Source organism: Crenothrix polyspora, from assembly GCF_900163755.1.
Classification (GTDB): domain Bacteria; phylum Pseudomonadota; class Gammaproteobacteria; order Methylococcales; family Methylomonadaceae; genus Crenothrix; species Crenothrix polyspora.
In genome coordinates this window covers 1-24076 of sequence record NZ_FUKI01000001.1, presented here as the reverse complement: position 1 = coordinate 24076, position 24076 = coordinate 1, and the positions used below count along the sequence as shown (strand labels likewise).

The following is a 24076-nucleotide window of genomic DNA, read 5'->3' as shown; positions in this document are numbered from 1 at the left end:
TGATAAAGCAAGGAACTGTTGTTAGCAACAAGATTTGTTTTCGCCAAGGCGGTGTGCATTTATTTTCTGGAGCTGAATAATAATGAATACAGTTATTTTAACGGGAAGTCCTTGGATTGATAGTGGACAGTTATTCCCCAATTTACAAAAACTCGGTATAAAAAATGCCTTGAGTACTGAAAATAACACGGATCTTACGATCGGCAGTTGGCACGATAAAATTTTCTCTGGTAAGCGGTCTCATGAGTATCGACAAGTTCAATTAGGTAAAGCGTGGGAGCAGTCAGTTAGTGAAATATTTATGGCTAATTGGGGGCAAGAGCCGTGGGGTTGGGCAGACAGTCGTAGCCTGTGGTTACTCGATTTCTGGCGTGATTTCGATCCGGAAATTTGTTTTATACTCGTCCACGTTAGTCCAGAGCAAGCACTTGCACAGGCAATCAGCCAAATAGATGAGCAAATACCCTTTTCACTTGACAATACCATAGCCACTTGGCTTGTCTATGAGCGGGAGTTGCTACGATTTTATTTGCGTAACCAACAGCGTTGCTTATTGGTTGATTTGGAACGGATCAATAATGATCCTGCACTGTTAATTGAAACGGCCAGTAGATTATTCAGCTTGGAACTAGATGACAGCGCAATAGACCCTGAATCTCAGGCGCAACCTGCTGCATTTTTTAATCCACTTGCCAGCTTACTTGCTAAACAAGCACTGCAAAGATTTCCAGAAGCACTGGGGTTATGGGAAGAAATTAAAGTAAGTTTGACTGTATTACCGACTGTAGAGCGCTCGAATTCGTATGATCAAATCATGCAGATTCCGGATGCGATCACTGAGCTGCGTAGCGTTATGCAGGGTGCTGAGCTTGCCCTTGAGGCAATGAGCAAGGCACGAGATGAGCAGCTTACGCAGGTGTTTGTGTGTAATGCACAAATGGAACAACAAGAAATTGAGTTTCAGGCTCGTATAAAACAAAATGAATTGCAGTTTTTACACCAGCAGAAAATACAAGAAACACATCAAGAAGCCTTGCTCGTTAAAAATAATTCTCTCAAAAACGACCTTAATACCTTGAGTGTTAATTTAATTAAGGAGAAAAATTTAGCGAAAGAATCTCAAACGCTCATCAACCAGCTCAGCAGCGAACGCGACAACCAGGCCAGGATTGCCGCCGAGCGCCAGCAGCATATTGAACAGTTAGTACAAGAGCGTGATGCCCAAAGCGACAAGGTGGAGAACTGCCAGGCGCAGATCAACCAGCTTGAACAGCAACGTGACAACCATGTAAAAATCGCTACTGATGTAAGACAGGAAAACGAATTAATCCTTTTACAATTACATCAGGTTCAAGAAGAGCTGGAACAATATTTCCTTAAAAATCTTACGCTGGAAAATGAGCTTAAGGCCAATGATGCTAATTTGACCAACGAACGAAAGTTAGCCGAAGAACGTCAACAACACATCAACCAGTTGGGCGGTGAACGCGACAATCAGGCCAGGATTGCTACCGAGCGCCAGCAGCAGATTGAACAGTTAGTGCGAGAGCGTGATGCCCAAAGTCAGCTAGCCGAAAACCGCCAAGTACAGATTAACCAGCTGGGTGGTGAACTTAATAGCCAAGCCAGGATTGCCGCTGAGCGTCAGCAGCAGATTGAACACTTGGCTCAAGAGCGTAATGTCCAAAGCCAACTAGCCGAAAACCGCCAAGTACAGATCAACCAGCTGGGTGGTGAACTTAATAGCCAAGCCAGGATTGCCGCTGAGCGTCAGCAGCAGGTTGAGCAGTTAGTGCAAGAGCGTGATGCCCAAAGCCAGCTAGCCGAAAACTGCCAAGTACAGATCAACCAGCTGGGCGGTGAACTCGACAGCCAAGCCAGGATTGCCGCCGAGCGCCAGCAACAGCTTGAACAGTTGGTTCAAGAACGAAATACTCAGAACCAGCTAGTGGAAAACCGCCAAGCACATATCAATCAGCTTGAACAGGAACGTGATAGTTATATAAGAATTACAACTGACGTAAGGCAGGAAAACGAATTATTGCTTCTACAATTGCATCAGGTTCAAGAGGAGCTAGAGTATTATTTTCTGCAACACCTGCAAGAACAAAAACTTCGAGAACAAACCAATCAGCGTTTAACGCGGGTTCTCGGTCGCTGGCCAAATTTTGTAGATATGGCGGGGTTGCAGATTGTTCCAGCTTTTGGAAAAGAGTTACAGGAAATTGTCCTGACGGCAACGGATGTTTATCATGCCTCGCGCCACATTGAACAATACAGCTTGCGTGTCCAAGTCAAAGATGAAAATGCCGCCATCATTATTGAACGCCCAGATGTTCAGTTACCGAATCCACTGCTACGCTGGCCTGTTGAATCGGCTGATGAAACAACGCTAGTTATCCCTGTAAAACCTACTAAAGCCGTTTCAGGATTGGCGCATTTATCCACCAGCGACTGGCAATTTTTGCAAGCGCTGAGCCAAACATTGGGTCATGCGTTGCAGCAAGGTGATTTTCAATTATCTGAGGATAATAGAAAATTTAACCCTGCCATCTGGCAACAAGCGTTAACTCAACTGAGCCAGGCTTTGCAAGAAGACAGCGATTGTCTTCGCTATGACCAGGTTAGGCTAAAGCGCGAGCAGGTCAATCCGGATTATGAACATCTGTGGTTGCATGTCAGCAATTTACACTATAAGGGTAAACAGTGGCCTAGCATTGAATTTCGTTTAAGCGCTGCGCTTGTTAAAAAGAAAGGCTTTTCCAGTCACCCTAAACTGGAGTTCCCGCAACCGGAGACCGGCTTGCCACTGTTCGAGAACTGGCAGCCTGATATTGAAGATGATTACGGTTTAAAAATGGAGTTGCGTTGCGAGATTAAAACGCAAGCGATAGATATTCATTTCTGGAATAGTCTTTCAGCTGCAGACCAGTCATTGCTGCTAGCGCTTATTTCGTATTTGCCATTATTTTTGGCAGATCTTGAAATGCAAAAGATTGCGATTAACCGCTCTTGGCAAGATTGGCAGTCGCTCGTTCAAGGTACTATTGCGACTATCAACGCTAGGTCAATTGAATTAGGCATAGAATCCTCATGTGATATTGAGGTGATTGCAGCATGACACTCAATGAAGTAAGTGCAGCGGCTTTGGCTCACGCATTGCCCTGGCTAATGCCACCGCAAGGTGTTATTCATATTGGTATTGGTGCCGGCACTGGGCCAATGCAATTATGGCGACATGCCGATGTTAAAAAGGCATTGTTGCTTGATGCCAATTTACAGCAATTACAGTCGATAACGGCCAAGTTGCAGAATTATCCTGAATGGCAGACGTATCACGTTGTATTGGCATCTGAAGATGGTGAGTCTTTATTTCACATCGCCAATAATACTCAGGAAAGCGGACTTTGCGCACCTGTGTTATTCAATAACTTTTGGCCAAATCTTGTCGCAACCGATGTGCAAACACTGCAAACACGTAGCCTGGACTCGTTTTTGCAGGAAACCGACGCTTTGGCCAGAGCTTATGACTGGCTTTGTGTGGATTGCTTGCCAGCCTTAGAGATTCTGAAAGGTAGCCAGAAACTGCTGGATACCATTAACGTTATTTGGGTCAGAGCAATATTGCAACCTGATACGGCTTTGGCTGAGTATGGTGTTGAACCGCTGGAAGACTATCTTACTAAAAAAGGTTTTAAACGCATATTGAGCGTTGAAGAAAACCACCCCGCTTTTGCGTCGGTTTTATTCTTGAGGGATTGGCCTGCAAAACTAGATGACTTGAACAAGATTTGCTCTAGTTTGATTACTGAGCGGGTGGCGACTATTCGACTTGTCGAATATCGCGAAGCTCAGAATGAACAATTAGCTGAAGAGCTGTCTTTTCAAGCCAATATTGCAACCGAACGTCAGCAGCAGATTGAACAATTGGCGCAAGATCGTGATGCCAAGAATAAATTAGCCGAAGAACGTCAAGCGTACATCAATCAGCTAACAGGTGAGCGAGATAATCAAATTCAGCTTGCCGCCGAACGTCAGCAGCAGATTGAACAATTGGCGCAAGATCGTGATGCCAAGAATAAATTAGTTGAAGAGCGTCAAGCTCACATCAACCAGCTAACAGGTGAGCGAGATAATCAAGCTCAGCTCGCGAGTGAATGTCAGGCACAGATTAATCAATTGAGTGGTGAACGAGACCAGCAAGCCCAACTTGCCAGCGAACGTCAGCAACAGCTGGAACAGGTGGCTCAAGACCGTGATGCTAAGAATAAATTAGCCGAAGAGCGTCAAGCTCACATCAATCAGCTAACAGGTGAGCGAGATAATCAAACTCAGCTTGCGAGTGAGCGTCAGGCACAGATTAATCAATTGAGTGGTGAACGAGACCAGCAAGCTCAACTTGCCAGCGAACGTCAGCAGCAGATTGAACAATTGGCGCAAGATCGTGATGCTAAGAATAAATTAGCCGAAGAGCGTCAAGCATACATCAACCAGCTAACAGGTGAGCGTGATAACCAAGCCCAGCTTGCCAGTGAGCGTCAGCAGCAGATTCAACAATTGGCGCAAGATCGTGATGTCAAGGCTAAACTAGCCGAAGAGCGTCAAGCTCACATCAATCAGCTAACAGGTGAGCGAGATAATCAAACTCAGCTTGCGAGTGAACGTCAGGCACAGATTAATCAGTTGAGCGGGGAACGTGACAACCAAGCCCAACTTGCCAGCGAACGGCAGCAACAGCTTGAACAATTGGCGCAAGATCGTGATGCCAAGAATAAATTAGCCGAAGAACGTCAAGCTCACATCAACCAGCTAACAGGTGAGCGTGACAATCAAACTCAGCTTGCGAGTGAACGTCAGCAACAGATTGAACAGATTAGCCACGAGCATATTCAAACTTTGCAGCAGTTAGAAGAAAAACAACAACACCTCTATAGACTTGAAGAAGAAAATACTAGTAGTCATACGCGGCATGAATTCTTACAAGAAGAGTTATTGAGAGCCGAAGCTCAAATTGATCTCATCAAAGATCTTTTGTTACGTGATCCCGCTTTATGATCAAATTGCATTATTCAATAGTTACGCAATCCTTGATTCAGCAAGACTGTTTTGTGGAGTGTAAATAATATGTTACCGGTAAAACAGTGGCTACATAATCTCAGTAACAAGTTTCAGAAAGCCACGCTTACACCACACAATATCGCAGAAACAACATCACCAAAACACGTACATTTGCATTGGCATGTGAGTGAATTAACTAAAATAGTTTCCGAATTTGTCTCGAATTCGATTTTGATTGAAGGTAATGCACCTGTAACCATTCAGCCATCCCAAGCGTTGTCTCACGATGAAAACCTATTGGAAAAAGCGCGTACACAGTGGCAGTTTGGCGACTGGGAAAGTCTTACCCAAATCAATGTTTCTGATATCGAACACCATCCAGAGCGAGCCAAACTTGCGTTATTGGTGTCGTGTGCTTGGCAACAGCTCAATGACTTTATAGCCGCACGCCAATATCTTAAGCTCGCTAAAGAATGGGGCTGTGATAAAAAACTGATTGCACAGTTGTTGATAGCAGGAGTGCATAACACCTTGGGTCGGGCTGCTACCTTGCTTGGCGGTGATGAAAAACGTGCCTTAAATCACTTTCAATGTTCAGTAAAAGGCATTAATGGTGACCTAAAGTTGATACATCAAGTTAGAACCCAACAGGAACTAACACGGTTAGGCTTAATATCTCAATCTATGCCGCTTTTGGGGCAACAAAGTACAGATACGCGACAGACAGCCACGTTTTCAGGTCAGCAAAAAATACTGGCATTAATGAAGTCAATGTCTCCGCGTGTGATGCGAACCAGGAAAAAGGTGCGTATTGGTGGAGACCATGATGGCGGTTATGTAGTACCCGATTGTGTACTACAGTGCGATAGCGCAATATCGATTGGTATTGGTGATAACGTTAGTTTTGATCTTGAGTTGGCTAACCACGGCATAAAGGTATTGCAATTTGACCATACTGTTGATGCTCCACCTATTTCTCATCCGAAATTTGTGTTTGAAAAAAAAGGCTGGGGAAGGCATACCGAAGGCGACTTTCTCGATTTTAATGCTTTATTTTCTCGCTTTAAATCAATATCGCCTGGTAGAGCACTATTAAAGTTTGATATTGAGGGTGATGAGTATGCCACCCTAGCTACAACTGATTCTAATTTACTGGCTTATTTCGATATTATTGTGTGCGAAATTCATTGGCTTGATAGATTAGTTGACCCAGTGTTTTTTGAAGGTGTTCATCAGGCTATTAATAAATTAATAACTCATCATGTACCCGTGCATTGGCACGCAAATAATTTTGCAGGGGTTAGTTTGGTTGAAGGCGTATCCATACCACAAGTGCTTGAAATCAGTTTTTTACGGCGTAATCTTGATGTGTTTGGTGAATTTTTGTTAAAACCTATACCAGAGGTTTTGGATAGCCAAAATGATCCATCTACACCCGATATTTTAATTCCCACCGAATGTTATATTTTATGAGTTTTAATTCTTCAGATATACAAAAATTTGCCTCATTAGATAATTTACGCAGATATCATAATGAGCGTTTTGTTCGTTTAGCTTGCTATTCAATACTCGGTCGTAAAATAGATGATGGCGAGTTAAATTATCAAACCAAAAAAATTATTGATGGATTAAGCGCCGCTGAATTCCTTGCTGTACTTACAAGTTCTTCAGAAGACCAAACTCGTTGGAAATATAATAATCAATCAGGCTCTAATCTATTAGATATTCCTTTACATTCCACTAAAAATAAAATTAATGTAGAGCCTGATTTTTATTTTAATGCACATAGAAATATAAAAACTCCTTTAGAAGAATTGGGTCGCGAATATATTCGAGGGAATCGATAATGAAAAACTTACTGGTATTTAGTTTTTTTCCTGCCTTTGTGCCTCCAAAAAGTGGCGGTGAAGTTAGATTATTTAATTTCTATTTCGAGTTAAGTCGATTTTTCAATATCACTTTGTTAAGTTCTGGGCACTTAGATTCAGATATTGAAACAATATGGCATACAAATAATTTTGCAGAGAAAAGAATACCAAAAGATTCTCATTTTGTAGAGCAATGGCAAAAACTTAGTGTGCATGCAGGAGAGGGAGATTTATCAGGCCCTTGTATTGCAGCTTCCGGAAAGTTTTTTACAAAAATGCATAACGTGTATTTGGAACAGTATCCAATTTCAGACATAATAATCCATGATTCTCCTTTTACACTTTACTACGATCTATTCAATCAACTAGATAACAAACCAAGAATATACAATTCATATAACTGCGAATACGAACTGTACAAAAAACTACACGCCTCATCCTCTTCAAATAAAATCCAAGATATTGTTTGCGATATTGAAGTAAGATTACTTAAGTCAGCTTCTTTAGTTACCTATTGTGGAGCAGATGATTTAGCTGCATTTGAAAAAACGCTTTCAAGAACATTGCCTCAAACTTTATTTATTCCAAACGGAATGACCAGTATTGCTGTTCAAAATACAAAATTACCGAACATTATAAAAAGAGCTGTGTTTATTGGTAGCGGACATTTACCTAATGTTCAGGCAGCTGAATATATTGTAAAAATTATTGCTCCAGCCTGTTCTGAAATTATATTTGACTTGATCGGTAACTGTTTGATTCCCGGTAATTACCCAAATAATGTTATTAGACATGGGTTAGTAGATGCAAAAGTTAAATCGTCTCTGATTTCATCTGCCGATATAGCTATTAATCCAATGTTATCAGGCAGTGGCTCTAGCCTTAAAATTCTTGATTTTGTAGCGCATGGTGTTCCTGTGTTATCTACACATATAGGAATGAGAGGATTTGATTTTCAAGATGGAAAAGATTGTCTATTATCAGAGGCAGAAGACTTCCCTAGCGTGCTTAAATCACACATTAATGAATCAAAATTATTATTAGAATTAGGGTTGTCAGCCAGGAAGTTTGCTTTTAAATACTATTCTTGGATGTCTATCACTAATAAATTTCACAATCTTATTGGTGAATTATTCGAGAAACATGCTCTTTTAAATGCTTCCAAATCATACGTTGTATCGTTGAATGACTACGATCCATTTCATGTAGTAGGTGGAGGTGCAACACGTTTGCAAGGTATTTATACAGCAATAGCCGAATGGTCGGATGTCGTTGTATTGTGCTTTTCAGAGGGCACAACTATTGAAGTGGCAGATATTACGGAGCGCATTAAATGTATTCGTATTCCTAAAACAACAGCACATATTGAAGAAGAAAAATATTTTAATTCTAGATTTCATGTTTCGGTAAATGACATTGTAGCTTTTCGTCATACTGGCTCTAATAATATTCTTAATAAGGTATATAAAGTACTCAGGCAATATGCTCGAATTGTGTTGTGTGAGCATCCCTATATGGTTTCACTTCCGGATCATTTTAAGGATAGATTTGTTTATTCATCACAAAATTTTGAATATGGTTTAAAAAAATCATTGTTGGAATGGCATCCCGATAAAGACATCTTACTTGAAGACATGCGTTACGCTGAGCATTTATGCGTCTCATCCTCTGCTCTAGTTATAGCAGTTTCTTCTGAAGATGCCTGCAATTTCACAAAAGGCATGAATGCCGTTGCACCCATTGTAGTAGTGCCTAATGGTGCTGGAGCGCCAATGCTACCTAAACGTGCAGATCTGAATGTTGTAAGTAAGTTAATTAATTCACAAAGATCAGTAGTGTTTTTGGGTTCAGCGCATATGCCAAATGTAGACGCTGCAAAATTTATTGTTGAAACTTTGGCAGTTGATTGTAATGACGTTGAATTTCACATAGTTGGTTCGGTTTGTAATGCCTTACCTCAAAATATCCCTACAAATGTAAAAATTTGGGGTGTTTTAAGTGACTCAATGAAATCTGCTGTGTTGCAAAGTTGCAAAATTGCAGTTAATCCGATGTTTTCTGGAAGTGGCTCCAATATAAAACTTGCGGATTTTCTTGCAAATGGTTTACACGTTGTTTCTACTCCTTTTGGCGTTAGAGGTTACCCTGATACCGTTAAACCTTTCGTTACTATTACAAATCAAGATTTGTTTGCTAATACTGTACTTAATGTATTAGATAATCCACAAATAGAAGGTGAAATAAAGCGTAAAGAGCGAAAATCGGTATTTTTTAAGCATTTGTCTATGTCTTCTTTAGCAGTACAGTTCGTCGAACACTTAAAGAGTCTCGAAAAGCCAAAGAAACGCATGCTATTTGTTACTTATCGCTACACTTCACCAATTTTAGGTGGTGCGGAATCAATGCTTTTATCGTTGATTTCTGGGATAGGTAATTCTAATGAATTTACTGTCGATGTTATCGCTCCAGAAGTATGCACAATAGGAGAAAATCAACGTTTTTCTGGTCGATATAACTATGATTCTGAAATTGGGGCTCCAATTGGCTTGAAAAACGTAAGATTTATGCGATTTCCTATCGTAGAAGTAGACAGTTGCTTAAAAAATGAGAAACTGGCGTTGGCTTGGAGAGCACAATCGGAATTCGAAAAGCAGCTCTATAAAATCATTAAATCCAATATAAAAGATTCAGGTTTGGCATGGGGTTGGGGAGAGCCAGAGGGAACTACCGAATTACCTATTAGATGGGGATTCACCGAATGTGGTCTCCATTTAAACGAAAACTCATCTGTAAAAATATTGGGTTATGTTTCACAGGCATCAGTATTGCGAGTATGTAATACCGTAGGAGAAGAGTTGCTTCACTGCGATATTAGTTCTTATTTTGAGATTTACTTTAAAGCAGAAACAAGCACCATTAGCTTTTATGTATCAGCGAAAAATACGTGTTCTTTAGCTGATTCAAGACCTTTAGGAATGTTAGTTAGGCACATTTTTCTAAATGAAAAAGAATTAGATCTTAGAGCACCATCAGTTGTGAAGCCACCAGGAGAAAATGGGCTTGAAACTTATTTACAAATGGAATCTGCTGCCCGTATGTCGCGGGGTAGATATGATGTAAATCTAACCGATATTAGAGGTCCCCACTCACCAGATTTAGAGCTATTTCTGGAAAAATTTACTAAAGATTACGATATAGTAGTAACACATAATAATGTTTTTTTACCTGCCATTAAGGCAATTTCAGCGGCCAAAAAAGCGAATATCTCTTCAATTCTAATTCCTCATGCTCATCTTGACGATGATTATTATCATTTTTCTGATCTTCATCAAAGTGCTCGCGATGCTAGTATGGTATTGGCCGCCCCAAAAGCTGCTTGTCAATTTTATGAACAAATTGGTGTAAAAAATGTGGCATATCTACCAGCAGGCATTGATATTTCAGAAGTTTTTTCCACTGAAGATGAATTGGCATTTAGACTTGTGCACATGCGATCCGAACCTTTTTTTCTTGTTCTTGGGCGTAAAGCACCAGCTAAAGGCTATTTAGACATAATAAAAGAAATTGAAAAACTCGCCACTAATCAAAATATTCATCTCATTTTAATTGGCCCAGATGATGATGGTATTCCAATAAAATCTAGTTATGCAACTCACTTAGGGCGACAGCCAAGGAATGTAGTAAAAGGTGCATTAATGTCATGTATCGGATTAATTAATATGAGTACAAGTGAAAGTTTTGGAATTGTTTTACTTGAAGCTTGGCAAGCAGGTCGTCCAGTGATTGTAAATTCTAGTTGTTCAGCTTTCCAAGATTTAGCTATTCATGAAGAAAATGCATTATTAGTTACAACACAGACTCTAGGTTTAGCAATGAACAGATTAGTTAATGAAAAAAAATTTGGCGATAAACTGGGTGAAGCTGGAAAAAAAATAGTAAATAGATACGCTTGGGATAATATTTCAATAGATTTTATTAAAAAATGTAGGGAGGTAATGCGATGAGTTGCGATGAAAAATCCATATTTTTTCATCATCAAAATGATGTTCAAGAAATGCTAACTCGTTTCGTTAATCATAAAATAGCTATTGATCTTAATGGATTAATTACTTTAGATGTAGGTGGCGGCGGAGGAATTCAAGCAGGATTTATAGCGCATAAAGCATTAAAAGTCTTATGTGCTGATATTTGCGATAATCAGCAAAGGTATGGTGGAGAGTTTGTAAAGCTACTTGCTGATAAATTCAAACGGTACGAATCAAGTTTTCTAATTGATCGTGTCGAGTTTCATGTTGTTGATGCCATGAATATGATTTACAAAAATAATTATTTTGATTTTATCAGTTCGTTTAATGCTTTTGAGCATATACCAGATCCTGCAATGGCTCTTTCCGAATGTGCTAGAGTTTTGAAGCCTGGTGGCTATATATATTTAACTTTCGATCCAATTTGGACGGCCGATACTGGCAGTCATTTTAGTCATCTCGTAAAATCTCCTTGGGCACATTTAATTTTAAATGATGAAGACTTTATTAATCAAATGCATACAGCTGGAGCAAGTAAACAGGATATTTCTGATTTTACTTATGGAATGAATCGCTTAAAGCTAGATTATTATTTAAATATTTTTTCACAAGTTGAAAAATACGGGCTTAAAATATTAGCCCATGTCAAATGGGCAGGTTTTGCTGATGATACTAATATAGATCATAAAAATTTTAATATGTGTCTTGCTTTAGGATATTCAAAAGAATCTCTTAGCACGCGAGGAATGTATTTTATTTTACAAAAAAATTAACAATTTTTTTTTAAAAAAATATTATTGCTCTTACAGCGTTTTCACATCAGGTAAATAATATTTATTATTAGCAGTGGAGTACAAATATAAATTTGTACTTCATCGAATATAATTAAATATTTTATGATACACTTAAAAATCAAAAATATATTGACCTCAATTTAGTATAATTATAGTTTTATCAAATGGTTATATGATACCTAAATAATCAGTATATTTTTTTACGATGACTCCATAAGAATTTTTGAAGACGGCCAATTTCAGATTGATTGCATGGAGATTACAGCGTTTTCAACTTAAGAAGGTTACGCTGTAACTATTGAATTGTGAAAACGCTGTATGTATAACACATTGCCTGATGATCACATTAAATTATTAAGGAAGACTTATCCTGATAAAAGAGATTTTTTTTCATACGGCGGAAAATATAAACTGATAATACGGAAATAGTATCTTATCAGGTAAAATAGAAATATCATATTTAAGATAAATCCAAAATATTATGAATCAATATAATAACGATAATAATTACAGAGAGCTTATTTTTGGAATAGGTAATTATGGAAGTTTATGTCTATACGAAGGTTGGTCTTCTCCAGAAACTTGGGGAGTAAAAAACTCAAGTAATTGTTGTTCAATAAGGCTTCCTCATATTGATACAACTAGAGATAATATAACTTTAAATATTTCTTGTAAATGTTTGAGCGATATAGATGTGAGTTTTAACGGTATTCCTGTCGCTTCATGGATAGAAGATCGCGTTATAGACGAGCATTTCGTTAGAAGTTTTACAATTGATTCACATGCAATATATAATGATAGACTCTTAACCTTCAAAACAAAAAACCACGGTGATTTTGAACTTATAAGTTTATGGCTTGATAAAGCATATTTTAGGTCAAAACTTATTGATTATTCCGATGAGATTAAAAACATATTTGGCTTTCAAATTAATAATGATTTCAGACAAATTTTTGTGACAGGTGTTCCTAGATCTGGAACAACGATTGTATATAAAATTTTAAATTCAATATTCACTAGTAAAATACAGTCGTTACTAGAGTCATTTTTTTTGGTTTATTTGTTTGATAATCAAAAAAACAAATTTCATGAAGAGAGCGCTCTTTCATTTTTAGGTGGTAATTCTGATCAAGTTCATGCTTTCAATTACATTCTAAATTGTTTAGAAGGTGACTTTAATAAAGATAGTATTAGAGAATTAGTAGAAAAATACTATAGCTTCGTAGTAAATTATTATGATTGCAACATATTAATTGATAAAACACCTGATCATATTTTTTATTGGCGTGTTATTTTTGATGTATTTGATAATTCAAAAATTGTTTTTTGTAAAAGAGACCCATTAGAAATATTTGCATCTATTAAAAAAAGATTAATTGGATTAACTGATGAACAAGTTAAACAGACAGAAAATAAATGGCTATTAATGTCTAGTCGAGACTTTATACCTTATTATGAAGAATATTTAACAGCTTATAAGCAATGTGTTAACGAAAATAGTGAGCGAATTTTTTTTTTAGATTATGAAAAATTTGTTTCGAGAGATCCAATACTATTGAATGATTTTGCAATTTTTTTAGAATGTGATCTATTTAAACTAATTAAAGCACTTGATGAGCCTTTTTTAGGTAATGAAAACCAAGGGCAAATATTAGGGGATCATCTAATTAATAATAAAATAAATCCAACTGATTGGGTTTCGAAAGAAGATTTCTATATTCTTAACTCTTACTTTAATTAGTTTTTATTTGGCCTACTAACACTATAGTTTTAGGAGTATTTACAGAAGTATAAGTTTTTTTCTCCTCGCGTTGAACTATGGTATTTAAAATAATATACCATTACCAAAATTTCAATTTTTTTAGAAAATAATAAGTAATAATTTAAATCAAAAAATCAAAAAATCAAAAAATCAAAAAATCAAAAAATGAATAATATGAATGCGATAATTACAGGCATAACTGGGCAAGATGGAGCTTATCTTGCCGAATTTTTATTAAACAAAGGCTATACAGTTTACGGAACCTATCGCCGTACTAGCTCAGTCAATTTCTGGCGCATAGAAGAACTAAATATTCATACGCATACTAATTTGCATTTAGTCGAATATGATCTTACTGATCTATCAGCAAGTATTCGTTTATTACAAAGCACAGAAGCAACAGAAGTTTATAACTTAGCTGCACAAAGTTTTGTGGGAGTTTCTTTTGATCAGCCCATGACTACTTTAGATATTACCGGTAAAGGCGCATTGAATTTGCTGGAAGCCATTCGTATTGTCAACCCGAAAATTCGATTTTATCAAGCCAGCACCTCAGAAATGTTTGGTAAAGTACAAGCCATTCCCCAAATTGAAAGCACACCGTTTTACCCACGCAGCCCTTATGGTGTGGCTAAATTATATGCCCACTGGATGACCATTAATTATCGTGAATCCTACGATATATTTGCAACCAGCGGTATTTTATTTAATCATGAGTCACCATTGCGTGGCCGTGAATTTGTCACTCGTAAAATTACCGATAGCATGGCAAAAATAAAACTGGGACAATTGGACACTTTAGAGCTAGGTAATATGGATGCCAAACGTGACTGGGGCTTTGCCAAAGAATACATTGAAGGCATGTGGCGTATGTTACAGGTTGATAATCCAGATACTTACATTTTAGCCACCAACCGTACTGAAACAGTACGTGATTTTGTGACAATGGCCGCCAAAGCAGCAGGCTTTGATTTGGCTTGGCAAGGTCATGCAGAAAATGAAGTGGCTATAGAGGCGGCAAGTGGAAAAACGCTAGTGCGCGTCAATCCAAAATTTTATCGACCTACTGAAGTTGAATTATTAATTGGTAATCCAGAAAAAGCTAAAAAAGAATTAGGTTGGGAAGCAAAAACATCTTTAGAGCAGCTTTGCCAAATGATGGTAGAAGCCGATATTAGAAGAAATGAATTGGGTTTTTCATTTTAATTTATTAAGAAATACTGTAATTAACGAGAAATATATGAATATGGGATATGCCGGTAAATTAAAAGTATTAAAACCTATATCTACTATTACTTCTTCGGAAGAAATAACAATTAAAGTTGAAATATTTAATGACAGTGCAGATGAATGGGCATCGGATGGTATAAATCCGTGTAACTTATCGTATCACTGGTCAAAAAAATCCGGAGAAATGCATATTTTTGATGGTTTACGCACCAAGTTAATTAAATCAATATTTCCCGGTCAATCGCTCATAACAGAAATAAAAGTAGCCGCCCCTCAGAAGGCCGGAATTTACTTTATAGTGCTAACGCTAGTTAAAGAAGGTGTAGCTTGGTTTGAAAATAAAGGGTTTAAAACAGTAAAGATCAGAATAAAAGTAAATCCGCCTTGGGTTAAAAACATAAAACCCAAGCAGTTGAAATAAAATATTATGACAAAAGCATTAATTACGGGTATTAATGGTTTTACCGGTCGCTATCTCGCTATAGAATTACAAAAATCAGGTTATGAAGTTTTTGGTATTTCGCATAGTAATACTGCTGAAATAGCAGGGGTTAAATCAATTTATACTGGGGATTTAAATGATACTGGTCAAATAGTACGGATTATTCAAACAGTACAACCTGATGTTGTGGTACATCTGGCGGCGATCACTTTTGTTGCTCATGGTGATATTGACGCAATTTATCGCACCAATGTATTAGGAACACGTTGTTTGCTTGAAGCCTTAGTGACGGCAGGCGACTCAATAAAAGCAGTATTATTAGCGAGCAGTGCCAATGTCTATGGTAATGCTCAGGGTGGATTATTGGCAGAAACAACACCGTTTGCACCTGCTAATGATTATGCCGTTAGCAAAGTGGCCATGGAATATGTAGCACAATTATATAAATCGCGGTTACCTATTACGATTGTCCGTCCTTTTAATTATACCGGTGCCGGTCAAGCTGAACATTTTTTAATACCTAAAATTGTTGAACATTACGCCAAACATAAGGCCGTTATTGAGCTTGGAAATTTAGAAGTTGCTCGTGATTTTTCGGATGTGAGGACAGTTGCGTCTATTTACAAGAGATTATTAGAAACCCCTAAATCAATCAGTGATATTTTCAACGTTTGCAGTGGAAAATCATATACTCTTCTAGAAGTCATTAACTTAATGAATAAAATATCAGGATATAACATTGAAGTTCGTGTTAATCCTGATTTTGTCAGGGCTAATGAAGTAAAAATATTGCAAGGAGATCGAAAACAGTTAGAAAATATTATGGGATCAATTGAAGACATCCCACTAGAAACGACCTTACGCTGGATGTTTGACGAAGCCGTGGCAAGAGCTAATAAAGGTTGCTGATAATCAAACCAGAGAAAATTGCATTTATGGTGACTTGCAATAAAAACTTCTCACAAAACCGAAAAACAAATAGGGATGGCAGTATAGCCGCCTGTTTGTCCAACCTGGATTGAAAGCTGATGACCAGATTACAGCCCCAAGACGAAAACGTCGCCGATGATTATGACAGCCCTTGGAAAATCGTGCTCGAACACGCCTTTCCCGAATTCATGGCATTTTACTTTCCAGACGCACATACCCAGATCGATTGGGCGTGCGGCCATGAATTCAAGAACACCGAACTGCGGCAAGTTGTGCGTGATGCCGAATTAGGTAAACGCTTCGCCGATGCTCTCGTGCAAATAACCCTGGTTGGTGGCGAGCAACGATGGATTTACATTCACATTGAAATCCAAGGGCAACGCGATGCCGATTTCGCCAAACGCATGTTTACCTACAACTATCGACTTTTCGACCGTTATGCCTGCCCCATAGCCAGCCTTGCCGTACTGGCCGATGATGAAGATAACTGGAGGCCAGACCATTATGGTTTTGAGATCCTCGGTTGTTTGCATACCCTGAAATTTCCGGTCGTTAAACTGCTTGATTATGCGGATCAAACTGGGCAACTTGAAACCGGCTTTAACCCGTTTGCATTGGTTACTGCCGCCCATTTGCAAACACGACAAACCAAGCGCGACCCCCAAGCCCGCTACCAAGCCAAGCGCACATTGGTACGCCTGCTTTATCGCCATGACTGGGAGAAGCAACGCATCCTCGATTTCTTTGCCGTTCTCGATTGGATGATGCGATTGCCTGAAGAACTTGAACAGAAACTATGGCAAGATATTGAAATTATTGAAGGAGAAACAAAAATGCCCTATGTTACTAGTGTCGAACGATTGGCCGTACAACGTGGCCTGCAACAAGGCAAGCTTGAAGGTAAGCTTGAAGGCAAGCTTGAAGGTAAACTTGAAGGTAAACTTGAAGGTAAACTTGAAGGTAAACTTGAAGGCGAAGCCGCTGTACTGGAACGCTTATTGACCAAACGTTTTGGTTTGCTTACCGAAGAATATCAACTGCGTTTGAAAACGGCTACCCTGAGACAACTTGAACTCTGGACTGACCGCATTTTGGATGCTCCGACGCTTTTGGCCGTTTTCGAAGACCATTGATGTATGGGTAAAAATAAATATGAAAATTGAAAGCCGATGACCAGATTACAGCCCCAAGACGAAAACGTCGCCGATGATTATGACAGCCCTTGGAAAATCGTGCTCGAACACGCCTTCCCCGAATTCATGGCATTTTACTTTCCAGACGCACATACCCAGATCGATTGGGCGTGCGGCCACGAATTCAAAAACACCGAACTGCGGCAAGTTGTGCGTGATGCCGAATTAGGTAAACGCTTCGCCGATGCTCTCGTGCAAATAACCCTGGTTGGTGGCGAGCAACGATGGATTTACATTCACATTGAAATCCAAGGACAACGCGATGTTGATTTCGCCAAACGCATGTTTACCTACAACTATCGACTTTTCGACCGTTATGCCTGCCCCATAGCCAGCCTTGCCGTACTGGCCGATGATGAAGATAACTGGAGGCCAGACCATTATGGTTTTGAGATCCTCGGTTGTTTGCATACCCTGAAATTTCCAGTCGTTAAACTGCTTGATTATGCGGATCAAACTGGGCAACTTGAAACCGGCTTTAACCCTTTTGCATTGGTTACTGCCGCCCATTTGCAAACGCGACAAACCAAGCGCGACCCCCAAGCCCGCTACCAAGCCAAGCGCACATTGGTACGCCTGCTTTATCGCCATGACTGGGAGAAGCAACGCATCCTCGATTTTTTTGCCGTTCTCGATTGGATGATGCGATTGCCTGAAGAACTTGAACAGAAACTATGGCAAGATATTGAAATTATTGAAGGAGAAACAAAAATGCCCTATGTTACTAGTGTCGAACGATTGGCCGTACAACGTGGCCTGCAACAAGGCAAGCTTGAAGGTAAGCTTGAAGGCAAGCTTGAAGGTAAACTTGAAGGTAAACTTGAAGGTAAACTTGAAGGTAAACTTGAAGGTAAACTTGAAGGCGAAGCCGCTGTACTGGAACGCTTATTGACCAAACGTTTTGGTTTGCTTACCGAAGAATATCAACTGCGTTTGAAAACGGCTACCCTGAGACAACTTGAACTCTGGACTGACCGCATTTTGGATGCCCCGACGCTTTTGGCCGTTTTCGAAGACCATTGATGTATGGGCGAAAAAAATGGAGTGAATGTTATTCGCCAGTTGGCACTGCGGCCTGAGTTTTGTTATCAAGCGCCGTGCCAACGGATTTTTTAATCATCAGATACCGTCTAAACGATGATTCATGGCGAGCCTTTAATTTCTGTAGTGATGCCTTCTTCAAATCAGAAGACTTTTATTATGGCGGCTGTAGAAAGTGTATTGTCACAAAACTACACCAACCTTGAATTAATTGTGGCTGATTGTGGCTCAATTGATGGCAGCATTAACTGGCTAGCGAAAAAACAGGCTGAAGACAATCGGCTACGCTGGTTTTCTGAATCCGAGGTAGTTCCAGCCAGGGTTTTAAATAAGGCGCTGCGCCAAACGCGAGGCACAATTATTGGTTGGTTAAACGCTGACGATCTTTATACCGTCGATTCAGTTGAGCTGGCAGTCAATGCTTTTTTAACTAATCCGCACTGGCTAATGGTTTATGGCCGTGGTGTACAAATGGATGTGGCGGGTAATATCATCAATCATTGCACCATGCTATTACCAGAAAACCCACTGGCTGAATTTGCTAATAATTGCTTTATTTGCCAGCCAAGTGTTTTTTTTAAGCGTAGCTTGACTGTTTTGCTAGGTTCTTTAGATGAAACCTTAACAACAGCCGTTGACTTTGATTATTGGCTAAAAGCCCTCAGACAACTGCCCGATCGTATCGGTTTTATTGATACCGTGCTAGCTTATTCGCGATTGCATAATAATTGTGCCGCACCCAATCATTGCTTGGTTCCCTCATGGGCAGGACGCATTTTTTCTCAGGCCATATCTTTGGGCAGTTTTTGTCATGCCGCCAAATTGTTAAGAGACATGGACTACCGTGCCTTTGCAGGGCCGTTTGATTGGATTTTTTCTTACCCAGAAGCCACCACGCACATATTACGCGATAATTTCACACTGTTTTTAGATGCTGTACAGTACGAACCCGTACCGATAGAGCAGCGTATGCAAACTGAAGCCAACCTGTGCGAACATCGTTTTTATCGTGAACACTTTGGTATTCGTTATTTCTTTAATCACCACTCCCCAAATCAGCCCCAAGATTATGGCTATTTTTTACGAGCGGTGCAGCGTTTTCGGGGTGCAATGGCAAATCCTAACCCCCCTTTACTGGTGATGATTTCGCAAGAATCATTTCAACTGAGTCGCTATTTACCCATAATGGATGCTTTGAATAATTTTGGTACAGGCTATTCAGTTTTGTTGTTGCAGCTTGTTGTTAAACCAGACATTGTTACACACAATTTAATGACTTCAACTTGTCTTGTTTATCATTGTGATAACTTTGCGGTATTGGAAATTAGCGTTAGTTGCCCATCCAACGGTGTTGAGTTTGTCAATGAAATAGATAATCAACTGTTATCTGAAATTTTAAAAAATTTTAATGTGCTACGCCATCCTCGTCAAGCAACCGTGGCAGTCATTACTGACGACAGTTTTGATGAAGCGAGTTATTTAGAACGTTATCCCGATGTCATTACCGCCATACAACAAGGACGCTTTGCTTCTGGCAGGCAGCATTTTGAGTTACACGGTCGCAAAGAGGGACGCCATTGAGCGAACAAGACATCTGCCCGTGGATTATGTCTTTAATTCTGCGTTTACGCCCCGATCTCTGTAAGCTTTTTCCCGAACGAAATGCTTCTAATCGACTTGAATTTTTATCGTGGCTAGTTACCAGTGGTACACGCGAATACCAATCTTTAATTGAAGATGATGACTTAAGGGCGTTTCTTAGTGAGATTGATAGCCAAACTCAGCTTAAACGCCTTTTAGCCTTGGTATATGCAACAAGACCCGATGTGCAGGCCGTTTATCCATTGGCAGAAGGAATAAACGCAATTGAAGGTTGGTTTGAGCGCCACGGTATTGCTGAGCATGGTTTAGCACCCTTTCTGCAAAAGCAAAAAAAACGATACCAAAGTTTCAATCAGCGAAAATGGGGGGTCAATCTGATTGGCTATGTTTATGGCCAATTAGGCATTGGTGAAGACTTGCGTATGGCGGCTCGCGCTCTACAGTCTGCAAAAATACCTTTTACACTGCTCAATTTCGCACCAGGTAAAGAAATTCCGCAAAATGATCATAGCATGGCGGCTTATGTCTCTAAGACAGGGGAGTATGCGTATAATCTTTTTTGCATGACCGCTCTGGAACATGGACGCTATTACGCAGAACGGGGTAAAACGCAAATACAAGGGCGTTACAACATTGGCTATTGGCCTTGGGAGTTGTCGCAGTGGCCAACAGAGTGGCAAGATTTAACCCGTTTAGTGAATGAAGTGTGGGTTTCCACACAACATACCTACGATGCCTTGGCGGCTGTTTCAGATGTTCCTGTTTTTATTATGCCAATGGCGGTAGAGCTGGGTGAAGTGACGAAATTTTCTTCACAGATACTGGCGAGGCAGCATTATTGTTTGCCAGTTACGGCAAAATTATTTTGCTTTTCATTTGATCTGAACTCTTCTATTCATCGCAAAAATCCACAGGCCTGTGTAGATGCTTTTTTACAAGCATTCCCTATGGATGAATTTTCAAAAGATCAGGTGGGCTTAGTTATTAAAGTGCATAAACCCGCTAAACGACACGCTATTTGGGAAAAATTAAAGGCTTTGGCAAAAGCGGATAAGCGTATTCATATCATCGAAATAACACTCTCTCGCCCCGATTTATTACTACTGTATCAATCCTGTGACTGTTTTGTATCACTGCACAGAGCCGAAGGTTTTGGCCGTGGTATTGCCGAGGCTTTGCAACTGGGTTTGCATGTGATAACAACAGGTTATTCGGGTAATGTGGATTTTTGCAAATCATCCGCACAAGTTAATTTAGTGCGTTATCAATTAGTAAAAATTAAAAAAAATCAGTATCCATACGGTAAAGGCCAGCTGTGGGCTGATGTCGATATTAACCATGCCGCTGAACTGATGCGCAATTTTGTCACTAACCCCATTCAAATTGGCACTGTATTTGAAAATAACTGGCCACAATTTTCTGCACAGGAAATTGGTTTACGCTACCGCTCAAGATTACATTGCATAGAAAAGATGGTTACTCGGCGATCAGACTGACGCTGATAACAAACCTTAATAAAAAACCTGGAAAAAACATGGCTTCTTCAAATGTACTGTGGCATAAAGCCACCGTAACCCGTTTACGTCGCGAGCAAAAAAACCACCATCGAGGCATCGTTCTATGGTTTACGGGACTATCGGGTGCAGGGAAATCCACGCTGGCACATGCGGTGGAAGAGCGCTTGTATCACATGGATTGCCAAACTTACGTGCTGGACGGTGACAATGTTCGCCACGGGTTATGCGCCGATCTGGGTTTTTCTGCGGAAGCCCGCACGGAAAACATCCGCCGAGTGGGTGAGGTGGCTAAACTTTTGCTAGAGGCTGGGGTCATTTCGTTGACCGCGTTCATTTCTCCGTTTCGCGCCGACCGCGAACGGGTACGTGCATTACTGCCGCATGCCGATTTTGTGGAAATTTATTGCCGTTGCCCCGTTGCTGTGTGTGAAGAACGCGATGTAAAAGGCTTGTACAAACGTGCCCGCGCAGGCGAAATCAAAGATTTTACGGGTATTTCCTCACCTTACGAAGAGCCTGATGCACCGGAACTGGTCATTGATACCACGCAACTTGACCTAGAACAATCCGTTGAGCTGGTCATAGCCATGCTACGTGAGCGCGGCGTGGTGGCTAGTGCTGCCAAAGAGTAACTCACGTCATGTATTTTGATATTTTTAACGGCGATGCCGACGGTATTTGCGCCCTAATCCAATTGCGCTTGCATAACCCTTTGCCGTCACAGTTAATAACCGGGGTGAAGCGAGATATACAATTGTTGGATAACGTGACTGTCAATGCTGGCGACCAACTGACTGTATTGGATATTTCCCTGCAAAAAAACCGGCACAGCGTAGATAAATTTTTGTCCCAAGGGGCGCATATTTTTTACGTCGATCACCACCAAGCCGGTGAAATTGCCCAGCACCCTCATTTGTTTACCTTGATTGATACCGATCCCAACATCTCTACCAGCTTGCTGGTCAATCGCTATTTACACGGAAAATACCCGCTGTGGGCGATAGTTGCGGCATTCGGCGATAATTTGCGCCACTCTGCCGAACAATTGGCGACATCTTTAACCATAAACCCTGCTGAATTACAGCAACTAGAAAACTTAGGTATTTATGTAAATTACAACAGTTACGCTGCTAAGCTGGCTGATTTACATTTTGCGCCAGCGCAGCTTTACCAAGAAATGGCCAGTTTTCAATCCCCGCTTGAGTTTATTACTGGCAACCGTTTTATTTTTAACCAATTAGAAACAGGTTATTACGAGGACATTGGTAAAGCACAAACGGTTAAGTCGTTTTTTGCAAGCCCTGCCGTCAACGTGTTTATGTTGCCCGATAGTCCTTGGGCTAGGCGTGTCAACGGGGTATTTGGCAATCAGCTTGCCAATTTACATCCGAATAAGGCGAATGCCATTTTGGTACCGCGCGAAGGCGGAGATTACCAAGTTAGCCTGCGCGCGCCATTAGCTAATAAAGTTGGCGCGGATGTCTTGTGTAGCCGCTTTGTTTCCGGTGGAGGACGGCAGGCGGCAGCCGGTATCAACCATTTGCCCAGTGATCAAGTGGATGCGTTTATTCAACAATTTGAGGTATTTTACGCAACGTTGAAGTGAAATTTAGCAATCGAGAATAAAAACGCTGTACGTTAGTTTTCTAAACCTGATACATCAGACGCGGGCTATATTTGATGCAAACACGGCAATATTTGTGTAAAGCTAGTACATCAAATCGAAAGTCAACGGGATTAACCTCACACCATCAGAGGCTTGCCGATATAGGTCCAGCGAAAAGGTTTGGCTAATGTTTCATTGAAATATGCAATAAACTTTAAAATCCGCTCCTTCAGTTCTTCGGTTGACTGGAATTGGCCGCGCCTCAGTAATCGTCGCGATAAAATGCCAAACCAGATTTCAACCTGGTTGAGCCACGAACAATGTTTGGGCCGACATTCCGCACCCCTATTCATAATTTTATGATTAAATTTAATTTAATAATTTCAGTATGTTATAAACTTGTTGAATTTTTGGCGTATTTTCAAAGTCATTTATATCAGCTTATATTTAACAAAAAACAAACGAGAGATGAATTTTTCTTGTTTTAACTCGAAAGTCTAAAATACTAAAATTCATTAAATATCAATATGTTGCTTAAATGCTGAATTTTTATTTAGGGGTGCGGAATGTCGGTTTGGGTGTGTAAATAAAACGGATCCTGTGGCCCTCATTTTGCAAAAAGTCAGCCCTTGTTGTCATATCCTTTAAAATACCGGTCTTGCCTTTCTCGCCCAATTTATCTTTCACTCCGCACTCTTTAGCCGACATTCCGCACCCCTATTCATAATTTTATGATTAAATTTAATTTAATAATTTCAGTATGTTATAAACTTGTTGAATTTTTGGCGTATTTTCAAAGTCATTTATATCAGCTTATATTTAACAAAAAACAAACGAGAGATGAATTTTTCTTGTTTTAACTCGAAAGTCTAAAATACTAAAATTCATTAAATATCAATATGTTGCTTAAATGCTGAATTTTTATTTAGGGGTGCGGAATGTCGGCTTTAGCAACCCATTCCACCAGCGATGCGGACTTATGAGTATTAAGCTGGTCAGCAATAAAAA

The 24076-nt window shown here is 39.8% G+C and carries 17 protein-coding genes; 16 read left to right on the top strand and 1 reads right to left on the bottom strand.

All coding sequences use genetic code 11. The features are described from left to right. Window positions 1–82: 82 nt before the first annotated feature. From CRENPOLYSF2_RS00085 to CRENPOLYSF2_RS00010, 16 genes are all read left to right on the top strand, one after another. Entirely contained in the window at window positions 83–3121 is a 3039-nt protein-coding gene (locus tag CRENPOLYSF2_RS00085; RefSeq protein ID WP_087141941.1) for a coiled-coil domain-containing protein, read from the top strand. After that, the gene (locus CRENPOLYSF2_RS00080) at window positions 3118–5055 is read left to right on the top strand and encodes a coiled-coil domain-containing protein (RefSeq protein WP_087141940.1); all 1938 of its coding nucleotides are present in this window, start codon (window positions 3118–3120) and stop codon (window positions 5053–5055) included. Before CRENPOLYSF2_RS00085 ends, CRENPOLYSF2_RS00080 begins: the two co-directional genes overlap by 4 nt. 69 nt (window positions 5056–5124) lie before the next feature. Then, complete coding sequence (locus CRENPOLYSF2_RS00075) at window positions 5125–6531, top strand: hypothetical protein (protein WP_087141939.1); 1407 nt, start codon at window positions 5125–5127, stop codon at window positions 6529–6531. Next, window positions 6528–6905 (top strand): hypothetical protein, encoded by a 378-nt coding sequence (locus CRENPOLYSF2_RS00070; protein WP_087141938.1) that lies wholly within the window; start codon window positions 6528–6530, stop codon window positions 6903–6905. The genes CRENPOLYSF2_RS00075 and CRENPOLYSF2_RS00070 overlap by 4 nt, the downstream gene beginning before the upstream one ends. Next, window positions 6905–10930 (top strand): glycosyltransferase, encoded by a 4026-nt coding sequence (locus CRENPOLYSF2_RS00065; RefSeq protein ID WP_087141937.1) that lies wholly within the window; start codon window positions 6905–6907, stop codon window positions 10928–10930. The genes CRENPOLYSF2_RS00070 and CRENPOLYSF2_RS00065 overlap by 1 nt, the downstream gene beginning before the upstream one ends. Beyond that, entirely contained in the window at window positions 10927–11724 is a 798-nt protein-coding gene (locus tag CRENPOLYSF2_RS00060; RefSeq protein WP_087141936.1) for a class I SAM-dependent methyltransferase, read from the top strand. The genes CRENPOLYSF2_RS00065 and CRENPOLYSF2_RS00060 overlap by 4 nt, the downstream gene beginning before the upstream one ends. A gap of 502 nt (window positions 11725–12226) precedes the next feature. After that, window positions 12227–13486, top strand: a complete 1260-nt coding sequence (locus CRENPOLYSF2_RS00055) for a sulfotransferase family protein (RefSeq protein WP_087141935.1) — start codon at window positions 12227–12229, stop codon at window positions 13484–13486. Window positions 13487–13681: 195 nt separating this feature from the next. Continuing rightward, window positions 13682–14713: a GDP-mannose 4,6-dehydratase gene (gmd, locus tag CRENPOLYSF2_RS00050; protein ID WP_087141934.1), complete on the top strand. Its 1032-nt coding sequence runs from the start codon at window positions 13682–13684 to the stop codon at window positions 14711–14713. Window positions 14714–14747: 34 nt separating this feature from the next. Next, complete coding sequence (locus tag CRENPOLYSF2_RS00045) at window positions 14748–15158, top strand: hypothetical protein (protein WP_176370975.1); 411 nt, start codon at window positions 14748–14750, stop codon at window positions 15156–15158. Between the two features lie 6 nt (window positions 15159–15164). Continuing rightward, complete coding sequence (locus CRENPOLYSF2_RS00040; RefSeq protein WP_087141932.1) at window positions 15165–16088, top strand: GDP-mannose 4,6-dehydratase; 924 nt, start codon at window positions 15165–15167, stop codon at window positions 16086–16088. 119 nt (window positions 16089–16207) lie between these two features. Then, window positions 16208–17242, top strand: a complete 1035-nt coding sequence (locus CRENPOLYSF2_RS00035) for an RpnC/YadD family protein (RefSeq protein ID WP_087141931.1) — start codon at window positions 16208–16210, stop codon at window positions 17240–17242. Window positions 17243–17278: 36 nt separating this feature from the next. Continuing rightward, window positions 17279–18325, top strand: coding sequence for an RpnC/YadD family protein (locus CRENPOLYSF2_RS00030; RefSeq protein WP_087141930.1), 1047 nt, complete (start codon window positions 17279–17281; stop codon window positions 18323–18325). Window positions 18326–18439: 114 nt separating this feature from the next. Then, complete coding sequence (locus CRENPOLYSF2_RS00025; protein WP_087141929.1) at window positions 18440–19924, top strand: DUF1796 family putative cysteine peptidase; 1485 nt, start codon at window positions 18440–18442, stop codon at window positions 19922–19924. Next, on the top strand, window positions 19921–21441 hold the full coding sequence (locus CRENPOLYSF2_RS00020) for a glycosyltransferase (RefSeq protein WP_140396748.1): 1521 nt from the start codon (window positions 19921–19923) through the stop codon (window positions 21439–21441). The genes CRENPOLYSF2_RS00025 and CRENPOLYSF2_RS00020 overlap by 4 nt, the downstream gene beginning before the upstream one ends. Window positions 21442–21479: 38 nt before the next feature. Continuing rightward, the gene (gene cysC, locus CRENPOLYSF2_RS00015) at window positions 21480–22094 is read left to right on the top strand and encodes an adenylyl-sulfate kinase (RefSeq protein WP_087141927.1); all 615 of its coding nucleotides are present in this window, start codon (window positions 21480–21482) and stop codon (window positions 22092–22094) included. A gap of 8 nt (window positions 22095–22102) precedes the next feature. Further along, window positions 22103–23068 carry a DHH family phosphoesterase gene (locus CRENPOLYSF2_RS00010; protein WP_087141926.1) on the top strand — a complete coding sequence of 322 codons (966 nt, stop codon included), beginning with the start codon at window positions 22103–22105 and terminating at the stop codon, window positions 23066–23068. Window positions 23069–23617: 549 nt separating this feature from the next. Here the strand turns inward: CRENPOLYSF2_RS00010 and CRENPOLYSF2_RS18675 are convergent. Further along, a complete protein-coding gene (locus CRENPOLYSF2_RS18675) occupies window positions 23618–23776 on the bottom strand; it encodes a hypothetical protein (protein ID WP_176370973.1) in 159 nt (52 codons plus the stop codon). Window positions 23777–24076 lie beyond the last annotated feature (300 nt).